Annotated in this window: 23 protein-coding genes; 9 read left to right on the plus strand and 14 right to left on the minus strand. The window is 44.5% G+C overall.

The features are described from left to right. Window positions 1-4 precede the first annotated feature (4 nt). The 5 genes from J3349_RS11315 to J3349_RS11335 form a co-directional block, all read right to left on the minus strand. Complete coding sequence (locus J3349_RS11315) at window positions 5-244, minus strand: ferredoxin-thioredoxin reductase catalytic domain-containing protein (RefSeq protein ID WP_278251813.1); 240 nt, start codon at window positions 242-244, stop codon at window positions 5-7. Between the two features lie 81 nt (window positions 245-325). Continuing rightward, window positions 326-700, minus strand: coding sequence for a desulfoferrodoxin family protein (locus J3349_RS11320; RefSeq protein ID WP_005946408.1), 375 nt, complete (start codon window positions 698-700; stop codon window positions 326-328). Window positions 701-721: 21 nt separating this feature from the next. Next, the gene (gene rbr, locus J3349_RS11325; protein WP_207677471.1) at window positions 722-1219 is read right to left on the minus strand and encodes a rubrerythrin; all 498 of its coding nucleotides are present in this window, start codon (window positions 1217-1219) and stop codon (window positions 722-724) included. A gap of 123 nt (window positions 1220-1342) precedes the next feature. After that, a complete protein-coding gene (locus tag J3349_RS11330; RefSeq protein ID WP_223384185.1) occupies window positions 1343-2071 on the minus strand; it encodes a Crp/Fnr family transcriptional regulator in 729 nt (242 codons plus the stop codon). Further along, a complete protein-coding gene (locus J3349_RS11335; RefSeq protein WP_207677472.1) occupies window positions 2001-2780 on the minus strand; it encodes a DUF134 domain-containing protein in 780 nt (259 codons plus the stop codon). Before J3349_RS11335 ends, J3349_RS11330 begins: the two co-directional genes overlap by 71 nt. Before the next feature lie 276 nt (window positions 2781-3056). Between J3349_RS11335 and J3349_RS11340 the strand changes: the two genes are divergently transcribed. The 5 genes from J3349_RS11340 to J3349_RS11360 all read left to right on the plus strand — a co-directional run bounded on the left by J3349_RS11340 (window position 3057) and on the right by J3349_RS11360 (window position 6029). Continuing rightward, entirely contained in the window at window positions 3057-3263 is a 207-nt protein-coding gene (locus tag J3349_RS11340) for a DUF6219 family protein (protein ID WP_082210884.1), read from the plus strand. Between the two features lie 140 nt (window positions 3264-3403). Then, a complete protein-coding gene (locus J3349_RS11345) occupies window positions 3404-3574 on the plus strand; it encodes a type I restriction enzyme endonuclease domain-containing protein (RefSeq protein ID WP_242965721.1) in 171 nt (56 codons plus the stop codon). A gap of 164 nt (window positions 3575-3738) precedes the next feature. Beyond that, entirely contained in the window at window positions 3739-4026 is a 288-nt protein-coding gene (locus tag J3349_RS11350; RefSeq protein ID WP_207677473.1) for a hypothetical protein, read from the plus strand. A gap of 19 nt (window positions 4027-4045) precedes the next feature. Next, window positions 4046-5551, plus strand: a complete 1506-nt coding sequence (locus J3349_RS11355; protein WP_207677474.1) for a DNA methylase — start codon at window positions 4046-4048, stop codon at window positions 5549-5551. After that, a complete protein-coding gene (locus J3349_RS11360) occupies window positions 5532-6029 on the plus strand; it encodes a hypothetical protein (RefSeq protein ID WP_207677475.1) in 498 nt (165 codons plus the stop codon). The genes J3349_RS11355 and J3349_RS11360 overlap by 20 nt, the downstream gene beginning before the upstream one ends. Window positions 6030-6280: 251 nt before the next feature. Here the strand turns inward: J3349_RS11360 and J3349_RS11365 are convergent, their stop codons facing one another. From J3349_RS11365 to J3349_RS11405, 9 genes are all read right to left on the minus strand, one after another. Next, window positions 6281-6616: a hypothetical protein gene (locus tag J3349_RS11365; RefSeq protein ID WP_207677476.1), complete on the minus strand. Its 336-nt coding sequence runs from the start codon at window positions 6614-6616 to the stop codon at window positions 6281-6283. 186 nt (window positions 6617-6802) lie between these two features. Continuing rightward, window positions 6803-7234: a hypothetical protein gene (locus tag J3349_RS11370; protein WP_207677477.1), complete on the minus strand. Its 432-nt coding sequence runs from the start codon at window positions 7232-7234 to the stop codon at window positions 6803-6805. After that, window positions 7224-8288: an FUSC family protein gene (locus tag J3349_RS11375; RefSeq protein ID WP_005946426.1), complete on the minus strand. Its 1065-nt coding sequence runs from the start codon at window positions 8286-8288 to the stop codon at window positions 7224-7226. The genes J3349_RS11370 and J3349_RS11375 overlap by 11 nt, the downstream gene beginning before the upstream one ends. Window positions 8289-8321: 33 nt before the next feature. Next, a complete protein-coding gene (locus tag J3349_RS11380; RefSeq protein WP_005929825.1) occupies window positions 8322-9365 on the minus strand; it encodes a HAMP domain-containing sensor histidine kinase in 1044 nt (347 codons plus the stop codon). Then, window positions 9365-10075, minus strand: a complete 711-nt coding sequence (locus J3349_RS11385) for a response regulator transcription factor (protein WP_005946428.1) — start codon at window positions 10073-10075, stop codon at window positions 9365-9367. Before J3349_RS11385 ends, J3349_RS11380 begins: the two co-directional genes overlap by 1 nt. After that, window positions 10054-11487, minus strand: coding sequence for a phospholipase D family protein (locus J3349_RS11390; protein WP_207677478.1), 1434 nt, complete (start codon window positions 11485-11487; stop codon window positions 10054-10056). Before J3349_RS11390 ends, J3349_RS11385 begins: the two co-directional genes overlap by 22 nt. 210 nt (window positions 11488-11697) lie before the next feature. Next, window positions 11698-13257 carry a cardiolipin synthase gene (cls, locus tag J3349_RS11395; protein WP_158394949.1) on the minus strand — a complete coding sequence of 520 codons (1560 nt, stop codon included), beginning with the start codon at window positions 13255-13257 and terminating at the stop codon, window positions 11698-11700. 381 nt (window positions 13258-13638) lie between these two features. Beyond that, window positions 13639-13842 (minus strand): helix-turn-helix transcriptional regulator, encoded by a 204-nt coding sequence (locus J3349_RS11400; protein WP_249233494.1) that lies wholly within the window; start codon window positions 13840-13842, stop codon window positions 13639-13641. A gap of 19 nt (window positions 13843-13861) precedes the next feature. Further along, entirely contained in the window at window positions 13862-14689 is an 828-nt protein-coding gene (locus J3349_RS11405) for a LexA family transcriptional regulator (RefSeq protein WP_177284151.1), read from the minus strand. A gap of 208 nt (window positions 14690-14897) precedes the next feature. Here J3349_RS11405 and J3349_RS11410 point away from each other — a divergent pair, with 208 nt between their 5' ends. From J3349_RS11410 to J3349_RS11425, 4 genes are all read left to right on the plus strand, one after another. After that, window positions 14898-15095, plus strand: coding sequence for a hypothetical protein (locus J3349_RS11410; RefSeq protein WP_081027658.1), 198 nt, complete (start codon window positions 14898-14900; stop codon window positions 15093-15095). 43 nt (window positions 15096-15138) lie between these two features. Continuing rightward, window positions 15139-15420 carry a hypothetical protein gene (locus J3349_RS11415; RefSeq protein ID WP_156069504.1) on the plus strand — a complete coding sequence of 94 codons (282 nt, stop codon included), beginning with the start codon at window positions 15139-15141 and terminating at the stop codon, window positions 15418-15420. After that, the gene (locus J3349_RS11420; RefSeq protein ID WP_207677480.1) at window positions 15420-16127 is read left to right on the plus strand and encodes an ImmA/IrrE family metallo-endopeptidase; all 708 of its coding nucleotides are present in this window, start codon (window positions 15420-15422) and stop codon (window positions 16125-16127) included. Before J3349_RS11415 ends, J3349_RS11420 begins: the two co-directional genes overlap by 1 nt. 534 nt (window positions 16128-16661) lie before the next feature. Then, window positions 16662-17132, plus strand: a complete 471-nt coding sequence (locus J3349_RS11425; RefSeq protein WP_207677481.1) for a sigma factor-like helix-turn-helix DNA-binding protein — start codon at window positions 16662-16664, stop codon at window positions 17130-17132. Window positions 17133-17441 lie beyond the last annotated feature (309 nt).

Below are 17441 nucleotides of genomic sequence, written 5' to 3' on the forward strand. Positions count from 1 at the left end.
AATCCTACAAGGATTTGTAATAGAGCATACAGTGGCAGACCCCCTCGAAGCCCGGATCTGCAATTGGATTCTTGAACTCCTGGCACATACATTTGGTTGCCTCTGTGCGCTCCCTGAGGCAGGGGCAGTACCCGCCGGTGCGCTTGAGTCCTTTTCTGATGGTGCTGACAATCTCCTGATCGGGATTGAGCTTGATTTTCATGTTCGCCAGCTCTTTCTTGATTGTGGCTTTATCATACCGCAGGACAAAGTCTTTTTCTGTGACGAGGTTACATTGATAAAAAAAATCCGGTGCTTTTTGAGCACCGGATTTTAAGAAGGTGAATTACGCTTTCCACAGACTGTGGAGGTTGCAGTAGGCGTAGACCGCCTCGACCTCATCGCCCTCGCAGAGAGCGAAGCAGACCTCCGGCTTTTCGCCGGGATGCAGTTCCTTACGCTGATTGCCCTGCTTGGTCTGGAGAGATACCCATTCGATGTAGTGCTCCGGCAGCATGGGGTGCTCCACGGAGCCGACCTTGACATGGACGATGCCGTTTTCCACTGTCCAGACAGGGACGTGCTTCTCCACGGCGGCATCGGTGGTGCCGGGAACAATCTCGCTCATCGGCTCGCCGCAGCAGACAACAGGGACGCCTGCGTCCTTAACTTTGGCAATGATGTTACCGCAATGCTTGCAAATGTAAAACTTCTGCTCCATGATAATTCTCCTTTTCTTTCTTTAATAGTTTTCTGCGTGAATTTCAAAATAACTCTGGGGATGGTTGCAGGTGGGGCAAACCTCCGGGGCCTTCTCGCCCACGACGATGTGACCGCAGTTGCGGCACTCCCACACCTTGACCTCGCTCTTGGCGAAGACCTCCGCCATCTCCACATTGTGCAGCAGGGCACGGTAGCGCTCCTCATGGTGCTTTTCAATGGCGGCGACCAGGCGGAAACGCTGGGCCAGCGCATGGAAACCTTCCTCATCGGCTGTTTTGGCAAAGCCGTCGTACATATCCGTCCACTCGTAGTTCTCGCCCTCAGCGGCGGCGAGAAGGTTTTCTGCGGTGTCGCCAATGCCGTTCAGTTCTTTGAACCACAGCTTGGCGTGTTCCTTCTCATTATCAGCGGTTTTGAGGAACAGTGCCACGATCTGCTCAAAGCCTTCCTTCTTGGCCTTGGATGCAAAATAGGTGTACTTGTTGCGTGCCTCGGACTCACCGGCAAAGGTAGCCATCAGGTTTTTTTCGGTTTGAGTTCCTGCGTATTCGTTTCTTTCATGGTGGATACTCCTTCCTGCTTTTCTGCTTTTATTGTAGCAAATCTATGATTTTATTCTGTGACGAAGTCACATTCCTTTTTATTTTAGACGATTTAGTCTGTTCTTATCCCGCAGCGTGATTGCACCACGCTTCAGCTCCACCAGTCCGTCCTCCGAGAAGCTTTTGAGCATCCGTGCCACTGCCTCCCGTGCCGAGCTGATGTGCTGGGCGATCTGCTCATGGGTCATACGTATCGTGTCGGAGCCGGTACGTTCCGCTTCGGCAAAGAGAAATTCTGCCAGCCGCTGATCCAGCCCCTTGAACATGATCTGCTGCATCGCCCACATCACATCAGAAAACCGTTTCGTTGCCAGTTCATAGAGAAAACAGCGGACATGGAGATTTTTCTCCTTGAGTGCAGCAATGACATTTGCAGGGATAATCAGAACGTCCGTATCCATTCCGGCAGTCATTTGCGTATCAAAGGTGATCTGACTGATCACGCAGGAGGCGGAAAGCACGCATAGTTCGCCCGGATACAGGCGGAACAGCGTTACCTCCCGCCCCTCATCAGAGAGAAGATAGGTGCGAATCTCACCGGAAAGAATAAACAGCATTCCGAGACATTCATTGTCGCTGCTGTGAACGAACGCACCCTTTTTATAATGACGGACAAAGGCACTTCGGCGTAGTGTGTCCATTTCGCGTTCGGTCAAGGATGACCAGAACGGAAGTTGTGTCAGTGTGCGTTCCATATCAATGGCAGCTATGCTTGCCGCAGCCGTGGTCACCGCAGGAGTGACCAGCCTCGCCGTGCTCATGATCATGGTGGTCACAGTGAACATTGGGATCGTAGCCCAGATTTCCGTTGAGCAATGCGCTCACCGCAGCATCAGCGTCCCCGCTGACACCGCCGTAGAGCTTGATGCCCGCTTCGGCCAGAGCTGCCTGCGCACCGCCGCCGATGCCTCCGCAAATCAAAGTGTCCACACCGTGCTGCATTAGAAAGCCTGCCAGTGCGCCGTGACCACTGCCGTTGGTGTCAACGACTTTCGCATGAGTGATTTTGCCGTCCACAGCTTCATAAAGCTTGAACTGCTCGGTGTGACCGAAGTGCTGAAAGATTTGACCGTTTTCATAGGCAACTGCAATTTTCATAATGGAATCTCCTTTGCAAGTTTTGCCTGATTTTTCCATGTTGGCTCTCTGCATCCGGCAGCAACGGCCGCAGTGAGCTGCCTCCTGTCCTCCGCAGATGCGGTAGTTTCCCCCGGTGATGTGCAGCGGTTTCCCGTGGACAAGACACGCTGCGATCTTGCTCCGTGCGCTTTCGTAAATCTCCTGCACGGTAGAGCGGGAAATGTCCATTTGAGCGGCACACTGCTCGTGGGTTTGCTGCTCCAAGTCAACCAGTCGAATGACCTCGTATTCATCCAGCGTCAGCAGGATCGGCTCGGTATTCCCGCACCCGTTGGGACAGAATGTATCGACCTGTGGTACGCCACAAATTTGACGGCACCGTGGCGGTCTTGGCATGGGAGCTTTCCTCCCTTTGTATTCGGTATATTCCGATTGTAGCACTTTGAGCAGAAAAAAGCAATTTTTTTCAAAAGCTGCTACATTTTCCGTCCTCATATGTGTGCCGGCTGATATTCGGAGTCGAATGCTACATGTGAGCCTTGTTCGTAATGCCCACCGATCATGACCGTAGCGGCAGTCACAGTATCCACATGAAAGCGTTCCCGGTAATGCTTGCATTTTCGTAAAAAAACGTTATAATCGAATCAGTTAAATCAAAGGAGGTATCAAATCATGAAATCACATAAATACTGGTCCTTAGGCGCACTTTTCTGTATGTTGGGATGCATTTATTCTGGAATCAAAAAATCTATGACTGCGCATAAATACTTTGCCTATTCCTCATTGCTTTGTATGGGCATGTCCATTTATTCCGGTCACAAACTGGTTTCTCCAAAGAAGAAAAAAATCACTAAATCAAATAATAGTGAGAATAGTTAAACAAAAAATTTCCTTTCTTTATCTTTATTCTCCTTGCCCTGCGGGACCGGTATGATTTTGAATACGGAACCGATAAAGAGGTTGATGGTGCTGTCATCAACGACAAGTGCAAGACTCTGGCGCAAAAGGTCAAAGAGATTATCGACACCAAATCTTCGTTTGCTGACTGGCTGAACAATCAGAACGTCCGCAATCAGTTGAAGCTGGAGATCAAGATCTGCCTTGTAAAAAACGGCTATCCTCCACAGTACAGCCCCGAAGTTTTCAAAAAGGTCATGGAGCAAGTCGAGAACTTTGAGGAGAACAATTAAATCATCCATAAAGAAAAAAATACAGCTATATTCAGGCTTCACACTGAAATATAGCTGTATTTTTTTTGCATCGCTAACAATTGTTGTGCTTTCTCTTGAAAACAGCGTAAAGATTTATTATAATAAGATAAATAGTTGTGGACTTTGCAAAGGAGCTGTGAAGAATGAATCGAAACTGCCGTCGCAAAGCGGAAAAGGTCTATGTGAAAGTGACTTCTGATTTTGATGCAACAGGTTATATGCAGCCCCGACAAATTACATGGGGTGATGGGCGAACTTATCCCATCGAACAGGTACGAGATTTTCGCCCTGCAAATACCATTGCCGATCTACCCGGCGATTGCTATACTGTAATGGTAAAAGGTCAAGAAAAGCATTTGTTCTTTGAACGCAGCGACCCACGATTTCCATCCCGGTTTGGAAGATGGTTCGTGGAGGTGGAATCCAAATAACACAAAGGAGGGCTGAATCATGGCAACGCAGTACACCTATCTGGCAATCGACCTGAAAAGTTTCTATGCCTCGGTGGAGTGCGTAGACCGTCATCTCGACCCCCTGACCACCAATCTGGTGGTGGCAGACGCCTCCCGCACCGAAAAGACCATCTGCCTTGCGGTATCGCCCTCCCTGAAAGCCTACAAGATACCCGGCAGAGCGCGGCTGTTTGAAGCCGTCCAGCGTGTCCGGGAGGTCAATGCCCAGCGGCTGCAGACCGCCATCCGGCAGAAAAAGGCAGTCCGGGGAGAGGATGGCAAATACCACTTTGCCAGCACCTCTTTTGATGCCAATGCCCTGAACTCAGACCCGACGCTGGGGCTGAGCTATATTGTTGCGCCGCCCCGGATGCAGCGGTATCTGGATGTGTCCACCCAGATCTACAAGGCCTACCTCAAATATGTGTCCCCGGCAGACATTTACCCCTACTCCATCGACGAGGTTTTCATTGATGTGACGGGCTATCTGCCTTATTATCACATGAGCGCCCATGAACTTGCCATGACCATGGTGCGGGAGGTGCTGTACAACACCGGCATCACCGCAACGGCAGGCATCGGCACTAACCTCTACCTTGCAAAGCTGGCCATGGACATTGTGGCAAAGCACATCCCGGCAGACAAAGATGGTGTCCGCATTGCGGAACTGGATGAGCAGTCCTATCGGTATCTGCTGTGGAACCACAGACCCCTGACGGATTTCTGGATGACCGGTCCCGGAACCGTCAAGCGGCTGGAAGCTCATGGCATCTACACCATGGGGGACTTGGCACGGTTCTCCATCCATGGAGAAGATCGTCTGTATGAGATTTTCGGCGTGGATGCAGAAATTCTCATCGACCACGCATGGGGCTGCGAACCCTGCGGCATGGAGCAGATCAAAAGCTACAAGCCCAGCACCAACAGCATCAGCGAGGGGCAGGTACTATCCACTCCTTACCCGTATGATAAAGCAAAACTCATTGTCCGGGAGATGGCGGAGATTCTGATGTTCCGGCTCACGGAAAAGAAGCTGGTGGCGGAATCCATCACTTTGGAGATAGGCTACGACCGGGAGAACGTGGACAAGGGTGGCTACCGTGGTCTGACCCAGACCGACCGCTACGGCAGAATCATCCCCAAAGCGGCACACGGCACTGTCCGGTTCGATACCCCTACCAATCTAGGCAGCACCATCATCAACGAAAGCGCAAAGCTGTTTGAGCGCATTACTAACCCTGCGCTGACGGTGCGGCGCATTACCATCAATGCCAACAAGGTCACGCCGGACGAGGGCATCTATCAGGTGGACTTTTTTACCGACACCAAGAAGCTGGAAAAGGAGAAAAAACTCCAGCAAGCCATGCTGGGCATCAAGAACAAGTACGGCAAAAATGCCGTACTGAAAGCCAGCAGCTACGAGGAAGGTGCCACCATGCGCCAGCGCAATGCGCAGATCGGTGGTCACAGCGCAGGAGGTCCGGATGGAAAACTACAAAAATAGCAAGATCGGACAAGAGACCGCCCAAAAGTACGGGGACATCATAGAGATGGAACGCACCCAGACCGAAGAATCCCTTCGCAAGCACCCCCGCATGACTTTACAGAACCGGGCAAAGATTTTCTCTCCCTTTGCAGCACTGCGGGGTTATGATGAGCAGCTTGCCGCAGAAAAACAGCGCACCGAGCGGGTGACCAAGCGAATTTTGACCGAAGAAGAAATGTCGGCTCTGTCCGATCGGCTGATGCAGGTCACCAAGGGCATGACCATCACAGTGCGGTATTTCAAAGAGGATACCGCACACCCGGAGATTCCCGCAGTGGGCAACTACATCACGCTGACCGGAAAAGCGGACCGCATCGACCCAGTGTTCCGCATCTTGCAGGTGGGCGAAACCGTAGTGCCCTTTGAAGATCTGGTCGAGATCAGTGGGGAAAGCATCATGGAGATTGACCAATATCTCGGCATTACAGAGGATTAAGCACAAAAAAGGCCACCAGTCGAAAAAACGGCTGGTGGTCTTGCTTACTTATGATGTATCGTCGGTAACTGCTTGACTTTGTTTCCGACTTTTTTGCGTTCCAGTGAGAACACCATGTCTGGAGTGCGTTCAAAGAATCCTATATCACGCCGCCAGCTTGTCCCACACTTGCAATGGAGCAGCCCTGTGAACTGCTGCTTCATTTTACGTCCGCAGTTCGGACAGATTCGCTTGCTGGCTTCCATAAAAATTTACTGGAGTTTGGCAACAATTTCATCAGCGGACATACCGCTGGCAAGCAGCTTCTTCAGCACATCTTCTGCTTCGCCTTTCTTTGCTTCTTCTGCTGCCTTTGCTTCGGCGGCAGCTTTTTTGTTTTCGGCTTTGGTAAGTTCCTTGGTGACGGCTTTCAATTCTGCTTTCTTGGCTTTCATCTGCGTTTTCAGATCATCGAGATTTGCAGTCAGCGTAGCAACCTCAGATTCGATTTTTTCCTTTTCAGCGGTCTTTTCTGCAACGACGGCTGCATAATCAACGCTGGCCTTTACAGTACGAGCCTTATTCTTGCTTCCCTTGGGTCTTGCCATAATAATTTCCTCCCATAAAGTGAAATAATTTGATACTTACAAGTATATTTCCAAATAGTCAGAATTGCAATAGGTAACCTGATCTGTTTTCAACTGCTACTGTGCCACATCAGAAGGTAGGGCTTCATAATGGCAAGATACTTATCGCGTGCAGAACTTTCGTGCATATGCTTCTTGAGAATCCATCTAGTGAATACCGACACCCTCCATGATATTTTCTATCCAATTTGTGGAAGAATCATTTTTCTCACTAAATGACCCCAAATAATGTGACGAACTCTCAACCTCTATTATTACACCATCCGGCATTCTGTATTTTTCTAAACTGAGATTCAAACCTTTAAGTGGGATTGTTCTAGCCAGTTGAGGGATAGAAACTGTATGGAGAATATCAATTTTTGATAAACCTCTATACGTTTCTGTCTTTTCGGCTTCACTTAGCAACCGTTCTGCATACTGATTTGAAATAACCTGTATGCGAAATTGTTCTTTTTCATCCTCGGTCATCTCAAGTGGAACGCCGTGCAATGTGTCTACAATATAGGACGAAATTTTAGCGAAGTGCTCGTCAAAATCAGTGGTATTCAAATTTTCTTCCTGATTCACTTCACTCTGCATGTACGGTCACCTCACTTTCCTTTTTTTTAGGCATAAACCAATAAAATATAACACAAAATGCTAAAGCAAACACAACACCAAAAACATTTTGACTCACTCTAAGACTAACCGCTCCTTGTAGTCCATATGTCTCTGCAGCAATGGCTAAAGCACCAAATGTGTTAAATACTGCCTGCCAGCCATATTGTGCTGAAAATCCTACACCGATTCCACCAAGAATTCCTATATATGCATAGATTGACGAAGGAAGCAGAAAATATAATACTGTAAAACATATAACACCTGCAATATTTCCGACAATCCTTTTACGGACTCTGTAGTGCATATCTTCCATAGACGGCAAAATCACGGACATGGCCGCAATACCAGCCCACATTGCACGTGGCATATTACAAAGTTCTGCAATGCAAAGGACAATCGGTACGCATAAAATCTGACATATCTGCCATTTTGTTCTGGAAGAAGTGATATCAAATTCTTGTATCAGATCTTTCAGATTTCTTTTATAAGTTCTGTTTTTATGATTTCGATAAAATACGAAGCAGGTAAGTGCTGCACCTAAAGCCATTCCGACTAATCGCATCTGATAGCTTTTTCCCGTAACATCATAACCATATAGCAGCAGATACCCAAGAACCAATGTAGATTGATTAAACATGGATGGATTATGGCATCCGAACAGAATCAACACAGCCAGTGCCGCAATATTTAACAGCATTCCCAATACCGGTGAAAACTGATTTGCTAAATGCGGACATACAGTCATAATTACAAAGAACAAAGCCAAAAGCATCGTAGATTGTCCGGTGTGGATCCCCAGATCCGCATTCCTAAACACCATGAGACATAATAAGACTACTACACCTACAATGCTGTTCTCATTTCCAAATAGGATGCTGAAAATACTAACAAAGAAAAAACAAAATGCCATTGTAGCAGCTATCTTCACCAGATATACCCACATATGATATAATTTTTCTTTTAGTGTTTCACTCTTTTTCAACAGGTTTTTAGAACCTGCCTGATTTAACTGCAACTCCTGATAAAATGTCATATAAATTCTCCCATCTTCTAATTTATCTTAAAACTAGATAATCTCATCTTTCTGCTTTGGCAGCTCTATAACAAATCTGCATCCACCATATTCACGGTTTTCTGCTTTGATTGTTCCTCCGGCACTATCTACAATCCGTTTTACAAGTGCAAGACCTAGGCCATTTCCTTCTGCTTTATGAGATCCATCTACCTGATAGAACTTGTCAAATATTCTGGATTTTACATCATCCTCTATTCCTGGTCCTTCATCTTCCAGAATGAACTTAACAGAATCCTGTTCTTGTTTCAGAAACATCGTAATTGTCCCCTTTGAAGGGCTGAACTTAATCGCATTATCTAAAAGATTTATCCAGATATGCATAAAAAGTCCTTCATTCGCAGTATATTTAACTTCCTCCAATTCTACCTGAAAACCAATTTCTTTTTCTGTCCATTTTGTTTCCAATGAAAGAACTGCCTGGCGGATCTGTTCATCCAGACGATATTCTGTTTTTTTCATTGGTATATTCTGATTCTCTAACTTGGATAACAGCAAAATATTACCAACCAATCCGGAAAGCCTTTGGGTGTTAAATAAGATTTTTTCTACATATTCCTCTTGATCCGGAGACAGTTCTTCTCCCTGAAGCAGCATTGTATATCCTTCAATGGCATTAATCGGGGTCTTAAACTCATGAGAAACATCAGATACAAAATCCATCTGCAGCACCTCTGTTGCACGAAGTTCTTTTGTCATAACGTTAAAACTTTGATAAGATTCTCCAACTTCTGCTATACGGCTGTTCGTTTCCAAATGCTGTTCAAAATCTCCCCGAGAAACTTCCTTCATTGCTTTACTAAGTCTTGTAATTGGTTCCAGTAACTTTGCATTAATAAAGGAAGTGATCAGCCCTGCAATCAATGTATTGAAAATCAAAAGCCAGCCAAGCACAGGTATGCTGCCCGGCAGATTAAAAAAATGATTCAAAAAAGCAAATAATAACGCAGATATGACTGTTGAAAATACAAGTGCCAGCCAGATTGCACCAGTCAGACAGGATCGGATCCGCAATCCTTTTTCTTTCTTTTGTTCCATTATTTTTTCACCACCTTGTATCCAATTCCACGCATTGTTACGATTTCAAAATCAGGGTTATCTTTCAAACGCTCCCTGATTCTTCCTATATGTACCTCTATCGTATGTGGGTCTGCCTCCGTCTCGTATCCCCATACTTCATCCATCAACTGTTGTTTTGTAAATATTCTGCCTGGCGAAGCTGCAAGCTTATATAAAAGCAGGAATTCTTTTTTAGGCAAAACAAGACTTTCCTTATCAGTTGTAACCGTCATTGCATCATAATCAAACTCTGTTGAACCGATCACAATTTTGTGTTCATTCAGTATCTGTGCACGGCGAAGCAGTGCTCCGACTCTTAAAACCATTTCATTCACATTTACCGGTTTTACCATATAATCGTCACTTCCCGAAAGAAATCCCTGGCGCATATCATCAAAGGAACCTTTCGCAGTGATCATAAGTACAGGTATCTGATATCCTGCTGAACGGAGTTCCGACACCAGTTCATAACCATCCATAACCGGCATCATAATATCAGAAATGATCAGATCAATATATTCCTTAACCAATACTTCTAATGCCTGTGCTCCATCCGATGCACTTTTGACTTGATATCCATTCTTCTCAAGCACTTTTTGGAATAGCTGGCTTAATTCTTTATCATCTTCTACAATCAATATTTGAAACACGTTTTCCTTCCTCCTTATTAAAACAGATACCTTGCCCATCCAAGCAGATGCTGTACCAAAAATATTTTTCCCTGACGTTTCTTTGTTAATTCGATTGGCTCTACATGATATGGATCACGATAGGTTCCATCTTCCAATACCTGGCGGGACACTCTTTCATATTCCATCATGCCCTCTTCCAACTGTTTATTAATATCTTTACTGCGAATTACAAGCATCAGTTCCGTATCCAGATATGCACTTCTCATGTCCATATTAAAGGAACCGATTACAGACAGATCATCGTCAATCAGAATACTTTTTCCGTGGTATGAATAACCGCCTTCATATTCCCAGATATTAATTCCTGTACTTAAGATTCTATTTCTGTTTTTCGCATAATCGGCAGCCCCAAATGGATTCCCATTATTCGCAACTGAATTTGTCATGATAGAAAAATCTGAAACGTTCTCTGCAATCTCCTCCCATGTATTATACATCATATCATTACAGATAATATATGGCGTGTGGATCTTCACACGATTTTTTGCATTTTTCATCAATTCTCCCAACTGATACCACACTACTGGTTCTTTGGAACCTGTGTGAATAGGATTTGACACTAATGCAATCTTTTCTGTCTCAAAAGTTTCGTCCGTGTAATCGGTATCGCAGATTCTTTCCTTATTCTCTTCAAAATATTTCTGATAGCCGTTCTGCAGCTCTAAAACTGCGTTCTTTACAGATTTTCTATTTGCCAGTTTTTTATTGTCATGAAAATAATCACTGTCTTCTTGTTTCCATATCGTTTCAAAATACTCTAACAACTGGTTAACTGAATTTTCTTTCTCAGGTTCATCGCAAACCACTAACACGTCTCTGTCATAGTTCTTATGTCCCGGAAAATCACCCAGGAAATAATTGTATGTATTTCTTCCCCCAAGAATATATCTCTTTCCATCTGCAATCAAATATTTATCATGCATTCTACCCATTATTTTCCACGGTTTCAACGGATTGGCCTTATTATACAGTTTAATTTCAACATTCTCATGGGAAGATAATCCATAGAAATACGGATTTCCTTCCATATCAATCCAGCTCTCCATTCCATCTACTAACAGACGAATATGTACACCTCTGTCTGCCGCATCATGCAGTGCTCCTAAGATCAATTTTCCACTTTCATCGGATTGAAATGCAAAAGTAGAAAGAATAATTTCCTTTTTTGCATTCTTGATCAAACGCACTCTTTGTAAAAGCGCTTCTGGATTCTTTTCTATGATTACTGCCCGTTCTGTATTTTCACTGCATTCGTTCCATGACCCATTTTTTGTTTCTTTTTTGGTTGTATTGGACACTTCCGGCTGCTTTTTATATGCAACGCAGATTCCGAGCAATTCATAAAAAGCCACACATAAAAAAATTGCCAGTATAACAAGAAGGATTTTACATATTTTATGCTTTTTCATTGTACATCACCTGATTCCTTTTTATTTCTTATTCTTATTCATTAGCAATACAATACAATGGAAAACTCAATTTAACCTCAACAAGGGTTGTTTTTTCATCCATGCAAAATCTTCTTTGTACAACAGACTGTTAGATATAGCAAAAACGGCCTTTCAAAAACAGTTAACTTCTAAATCAACTGTTTTTTGAAAGGTCGTTTCATCAGATTCTTATAGCAATCCAGCAAATAATCTCATAAATAATTGTCCCAGTCGCAAATATGCACTTCGTCCGGTTTGATATTGGTCTGTCACATCACGACATTCTCCCATCGTTCTTATCAGATCATTTTTTATTTCCACAACTGCCTGACAATCTGCCATAAAACAGCCGTTTTCAAAATGGTGATATAAACTTCGATAATCCAAATTAATTGTTCCACAAGTTGCCATACAGTCATCTGCCACACTCATTTTTGCATGACAGAAACCAGGAGTCCACTCATAAACACGAACACCATGTTTAACTAATCCATGATAAAAAGAACGAGTTACATTATAAATGAATTTTTTATCAGGGATACCAGGTGTGATAATTCTTACGTCTACCCCTCGCTTAGCAGCCAGACATAACGCATGCGTCATTTCATCTGTTATGATTAGATATGGAGTCATAAACCAACAATATTTTTCAGCTTTATTTATCATACTGATATAAACTTCTTCTCCGACCTGCTCATTATCCATAGGACTGTCTGCATAAGGCTGAACAAAACCTGTTTGCTGTGCTTTATAATCGTAATGAATAATGTATTTACTAAAATCAGTATCATTCGTAGCTTTTTCACTAACAGCATTCCACATTTCTAAAAATGTCACTGTAAGCGACTGAACAGCATCTCCTTCTAAACGAATACCTGTATCTTTCCACTGTCCATACGGGTGTGTGTAATTAAAATATTCGTTTGCTAGATTATATCCACCTGTAAATCCGACTTTTCCATCAATAACTGTTATTTTTCTATGATCACGATTGTTCAAAAACAGATTTAAACCTGGCATAAACGGATTGAATACACGGCAATGAATTCCTATTGTCTCCATTTTTTTCACAAAATCTGTGTTAATAAAGCCTATAGAACCCATATCATCGTAGAATACTCTAACTTCCACACCTGCTTTTACTCGCTCTTCCAGAACATCTTGAATCTTATGCCATGCTTCAGCGTCTTCTATCGCATGATATTCCATAAAGATAAACTTTTGTGCTTTCTCCAAATCCTTAAGCTGTGCCTCTAATCCTTTCACTGCTTCATCAAAATACACAACATCCGTATTCTGATAGATTGGATACTGCGAATTTCTTTGTATGTAACTTGCTATATTTCCTGCTTTCGGAATTGTTTCTTTTATTCTGTTCAAACACTCCTGACTGTCCGGAAGCATTGGTAACAATTTGCTATCAATTTCTGCATACCGCTCACGCATTTTATGTGTGCCACCATTCAAACCAATCAACAAATATAGGCCTACACCCATAATTGGGAAAATTAGAATTAAGATGACCCAAGGCATTTTCATAGAGGATGTCTTATTTGATGCGTACAATCCCAAAACCAAGATCCCACTCAAAATCCTTGTAAATAAATTTATGACTTCTGCATATTCATTCAAGCGTGTTACGATAGTAATAATAAAAATCACTTCCAGAAGAATGCAGATTATGGAAAAACACAGCCGTTTTACCCCATTTTTTGTTTTTGCTTTGCCCTCTAAAGTATCTTGTTTCATATATATTCCGCCTTCCTACTTGCTCAGTTTTCTCCCTAAATTTCGTGGAACATACCAATTTTGTCTTTTATTCTCTGCATTTCATTACACCGGACTGGATAAGTTTGGTGCGGATGTCCTCATACAGTGAAATAATTTGATACTTACAAGTATATTCCAAATAGTCAGAATTGCAATAGGTAACCTGAGCTGTTTTCAACTGACAATGCAAATCTTATTCGGTATGCCCGAAGATCGTCGCAAATGTATTCCTTCAATGGTAACAATCATGGAGATTAGCGTTTATCTGGAGATTGCCAAAGGATAAATAGAAGCAGTATTAAAGCCGTTCACCACGCAGATTTTCCAGCGTGGCGAACGGCTTTTTTGCTGCCCCTATATTTACAGGTAGGCGGAATCGAAGAAGTCTTTTAATGTAATTCCTAAACCCTGACAAATTCTTTCAATCGTCTCTACGCTTAACTGCCCTCCTCGACGGGCAGTACTTTGGATTGTGGAGTACGATATCCCGCATTTTTTTGTCAACACACATAGATTCATATCACGCTCTTGCATCAAATCCTGAACACGCTTGATCGTATCCACGAAAACCCCTCCCATCTTTTTAGTTCAAAACTTTTCCAACGATCTCAAATCTTTGCTCTGGAGATATAAGGATTGGCGAATATTTGGTGTTAAGAGAGACCAAAACCGGTTGGTTATGCACCACGCCATAGCTGTCGGTAAGGAACTCTGCTTGGGATTTGTCTGGGGTATGTTCGTCGTATTTTTTCAGATATCCACAGTCATCATATACGAATATCCCGATATCCCCGCATTCAAGTTCTTCGCAGCGCTTCACCCATACAATCTGTCCGTTATGATAACGCGGCTCCATACTATCACCGCTAACGTATATCCCGAACTCGGCACCAGCCGGAACGCTACTGGCAGGCACTTGTATCTGCTGGAACATTTCACCCTCAAGAAAAGCTCCTAGACCTGCCGATACTGGCAACTCTGATACAGGCATCATTATGTAGTCGATTTCCGCGGGCTCTTCTGCGTCTGGCTGGTAGCGCCGGGATGCAATCAAGTCCATTTCGTACTCAGCGACTTTTTTTTGCCCGATGTCATTTAGAAGGGCGGGTTTCTGAAAGTTCTTTGTAAAGTAGGAAGGACCCTCCTTGATGTTCAATGCGTAGCAGATTGCAACTAGTTGATAGATGCTAGGAGTGGTATAGCCTTTTTCCCATTTGCTGATTCCTTTATCACTGACATCGACGCCATAGTGACGGAGAAGTTCAGAGAAAGCTACAAGTGAATAGCCATTCCTTTTTCGTGTGCCTGCGAGAATCTGACCAACCTCATTGCTATCCCTCGCAGCGACTGCATCATAGCGCACTGTGGATGGGGCTATGTGTATTTTGGTGAGCGTGGTTTTCTTTTTCATAACAAGAACACTCCTTTGTGATCCGGTAGCTCTATTATAGTATAGAAAATACAGGAAATCAATAAGAAATCTCTAAAATAGCGACAAATACGTAATTGAAATCTCCATAAAGTAGGTATATAATCGAATCAAATCCACGAATAACAGCTTTTTGGTGTTGATTCTGGACCGAAATCGTATTTGTTCGGTGTTTTTAAGAGGTGATATTATGAGAAAAGAAAACGTAAGATGCCCGATGTGCGGAACCATGAACTATGATGTAGATCTTGATGCAACCGATGGCTGGACAAAATGCCGTCTGTGCAAAGCGGTAACCTGCTCTATGGATGAGTGGAAAAAGCATACAGTGTCCGTTCCTCTGTTAAACGAAAAACAGTTCGTGGCACGCAGTATGACTCGCAAATAATGCACGCTGCATTCTGATAAATCTGCAAAAAGGAGGATTTCTGATGTGTGGTGATTACAACCTTCGCCGTGAGAAAAGATACGTCGAAGTGGATGTTCGTTTTACTCCTGACGGTAAGATCCGTCCTCTTGCCATAAACTATGACAAGACTCGCACTTATGGAATTGATCGTGTCTTGGCAGTCAAGCACGGTACATCACGTTTTGGCGTGAAAGGACATTGCTTCACCTGCCTGATTTGCGGGCAGAAGCGGAATCTTTGGCTTGAGCAGGGCAAGTGGTTCGTGGAAGCCTACTGCTCCGTGCCGGAAAGCCGTGCTTCGTAATGGCAAGGTACTTATCCCGCGCAGACCTTTCGCGCATAGCGGGTAAGTATATCGACCAGTACTATACCCGCTTCGGGATCAGCAAAGATGCCCCGGAACCCATTGACCCTGAACGGCTCGCAAGTTCTGTTCTTGGACTGAATCTGAAGATGTTGCCGCTGTGTAGCGATGGTCACATCCTTGGATTAACGGTTTTCCAGAGATGTAGCTTCACAGCAACCCTTGGGGATGGGACAAAGCTTCTTGAAGTATTTATGCCGAGAGACATTGTGATTGATTCCTCCCTTGCAGCAGACAGATGCACTGGATGCCGGAATTTTACGATAGCACATGAAACGGCGCACCAGATTCTGGCTGACCAGTTTCCGAATGATTACGGAAAAGCAGCCAACTGCCGCAGGCACATTGCCTATCGAGAGCGAAATGGTCAGCCCTCGTGGGAAGAATGGCAGGCAGATACCCTTGCAGCAGAGCTGCTGATGCCAACATTTCTGATCAATGCCGAAATAGAACGGGCAGCGCTGTGCCTGCCGAATGGAATCCTATACAAATCCGCATCTGACCCGAACTATGAAAAAATTCTGGAGATGGCTGTGCGGATGGGAGTATCGTGGTCTGCGATCAGGATCAGACTACAGCAGATGCAGGTCATAAAAGGCAAACCCATCCACTGCCATCCATTGGACATCATCCGATTTGGAGAATAAACATGATTCAATCAAATAATCGTCCTTTTAAAAATAAACCGCTGAGCAATATACAGCAGGCACAATTCAGCATCGGCTGGAGGTTTTGCCCCGTTTGCGGACACAAGCTCTACCAAAAAGATGAGAGCTGTTCAGGCACTATCCGCATAAAGTGCCTCGAGTGCGGCAACGTAGCAACGGTTGATTTAGCCTACCGCAGGCGCTGACTTTTTTAGACAAAACACAATTTCAAAAATCGGGTGCATTGCACCCTGAATATGGACTGTTCGTCACCGAGCAACGGGCCATTGCCGCAAGGCAATGTATGAAACACGCACCAAATAGCCGGGCAACAGCTGATAGAGTGATTCTGCTTTTAGAACCGCTCTGTTAGTTGGTTGTCCGGCTATTTTTTAGCCTTCAGGAAGCCTGCTCCCGCAAAAAGGAGCAGGCTTTATGTTTGTCCGTTTTTCGTGGATGCCCCAAGCGGCGAAATATCCGTAGCCTTCCAAATTTTCGACTTTTTACGCTTTATCGAAAATTTGGAGGTTACACATGAGTTTCAATAATGGTAATGAACGTCGCAAGCTGAACGCAAAGTGGGAGCAACTCCGTGTGCAGTACCGCGAAGCCGGAATGAGCGAAGAGACAATTCAGGCGATGTATGAGTTTGATTTGGGCGTCCTGAACAGTGAACGCGCCTATGATGCCAGCACGGTGGCAGTCTGTGATGGCGAAGATGACGTTGACGCAAGGAAAGCAGCAGATCTTAAGCAATATGAGGCTGCGATCACGGTAACAGATACCTACCACGAAACCAAGAGCCGCTTTGGATGGATCGGCGAAATCGAGAATGAGCGGTTGCTGGCTGCTCTTGAAAGCTTATCGGAACTTGATCTCAAAATCCTTACGCTCTATGTCTATGCCGGGTACACCGAGTCCGAGATTGCAAGTGCCTTGGAATCCAAAAGGATTACGATTCATAAGCGAATCGAGCGAATGACTATGTTTTTGAAGAACTTTTGAACTATTTTCTTTTTCAGGTAACAATTTGCCCCTTCTCGATGGCTCGTAAGTGAAGGGACAATTTCCCAAGCGGCACTCACCGCAGGGCAAAGCGTCCGACCTCATGAACCTTGAAAACTGAATAGTTCCATCATCTGGTACTCCGATAATGATACTTCCGTAATTCGCGGCCCGGTCACAAAGCAGACGGGGTGGCTGAAATGCCAATGAAGCGGTACAAGTCCGCTGCCAGATGTTCATGCCCCACTCGCAGGGGGCCGAGGGCGAATATGCGAGACCTTTAATCATATTGATCCGGGAACTGCCGGG

This window comes from Faecalibacterium sp. Marseille-P9590 (assembly GCF_017377665.1).
Classification (GTDB): domain Bacteria; phylum Bacillota; class Clostridia; order Oscillospirales; family Ruminococcaceae; genus Faecalibacterium.

What these genes read in the sequence shown, in the direction of transcription:
- J3349_RS11405 (WP_177284151.1), bottom strand. Translation starts at nt 14,689, where the DNA reads ATGAAAAAGAAAACCACGCTCACCAAAATACACATAGCCCCATCCACA.
- J3349_RS11355 (WP_207677474.1), top strand. Translation starts at nt 4,046, where the DNA reads ATGGCAACGCAGTACACCTATCTGGCAATCGACCTGAAAAGTTTCTAT.
- J3349_RS11340 (WP_082210884.1), top strand. Translation starts at nt 3,057, where the DNA reads ATGAAATCACATAAATACTGGTCCTTAGGCGCACTTTTCTGTATGTTG.
- J3349_RS11390 (WP_207677478.1), bottom strand. Translation starts at nt 11,487, where the DNA reads ATGAAAAAGCATAAAATATGTAAAATCCTTCTTGTTATACTGGCAATT.
- J3349_RS11360 (WP_207677475.1), top strand. Translation starts at nt 5,532, where the DNA reads ATGGAAAACTACAAAAATAGCAAGATCGGACAAGAGACCGCCCAAAAG.
- cls (WP_158394949.1), bottom strand. Translation starts at nt 13,257, where the DNA reads ATGAAACAAGATACTTTAGAGGGCAAAGCAAAAACAAAAAATGGGGTA.
- J3349_RS11330 (WP_223384185.1), bottom strand. Translation starts at nt 2,071, where the DNA reads ATGATCATGAGCACGGCGAGGCTGGTCACTCCTGCGGTGACCACGGCT.
- J3349_RS11375 (WP_005946426.1), bottom strand. Translation starts at nt 8,288, where the DNA reads ATGACATTTTATCAGGAGTTGCAGTTAAATCAGGCAGGTTCTAAAAAC.
- J3349_RS11415 (WP_156069504.1), top strand. Translation starts at nt 15,139, where the DNA reads ATGTGTGGTGATTACAACCTTCGCCGTGAGAAAAGATACGTCGAAGTG.
- J3349_RS11410 (WP_081027658.1), top strand. Translation starts at nt 14,898, where the DNA reads ATGAGAAAAGAAAACGTAAGATGCCCGATGTGCGGAACCATGAACTAT.
- J3349_RS11370 (WP_207677477.1), bottom strand. Translation starts at nt 7,234, where the DNA reads ATGCAGAGTGAAGTGAATCAGGAAGAAAATTTGAATACCACTGATTTT.
- rbr (WP_207677471.1), bottom strand. Translation starts at nt 1,219, where the DNA reads ATGGCTACCTTTGCCGGTGAGTCCGAGGCACGCAACAAGTACACCTAT.
- J3349_RS11320 (WP_005946408.1), bottom strand. Translation starts at nt 700, where the DNA reads ATGGAGCAGAAGTTTTACATTTGCAAGCATTGCGGTAACATCATTGCC.
- J3349_RS11335 (WP_207677472.1), bottom strand. Translation starts at nt 2,780, where the DNA reads ATGCCAAGACCGCCACGGTGCCGTCAAATTTGTGGCGTACCACAGGTC.
- J3349_RS11380 (WP_005929825.1), bottom strand. Translation starts at nt 9,365, where the DNA reads ATGGAACAAAAGAAAGAAAAAGGATTGCGGATCCGATCCTGTCTGACT.
- J3349_RS11365 (WP_207677476.1), bottom strand. Translation starts at nt 6,616, where the DNA reads ATGGCAAGACCCAAGGGAAGCAAGAATAAGGCTCGTACTGTAAAGGCC.
- J3349_RS11420 (WP_207677480.1), top strand. Translation starts at nt 15,420, where the DNA reads ATGGCAAGGTACTTATCCCGCGCAGACCTTTCGCGCATAGCGGGTAAG.
- J3349_RS11385 (WP_005946428.1), bottom strand. Translation starts at nt 10,075, where the DNA reads ATGGGCAAGGTATCTGTTTTAATAAGGAGGAAGGAAAACGTGTTTCAA.
- J3349_RS11425 (WP_207677481.1), top strand. Translation starts at nt 16,662, where the DNA reads ATGAGTTTCAATAATGGTAATGAACGTCGCAAGCTGAACGCAAAGTGG.
- J3349_RS11350 (WP_207677473.1), top strand. Translation starts at nt 3,739, where the DNA reads ATGAATCGAAACTGCCGTCGCAAAGCGGAAAAGGTCTATGTGAAAGTG.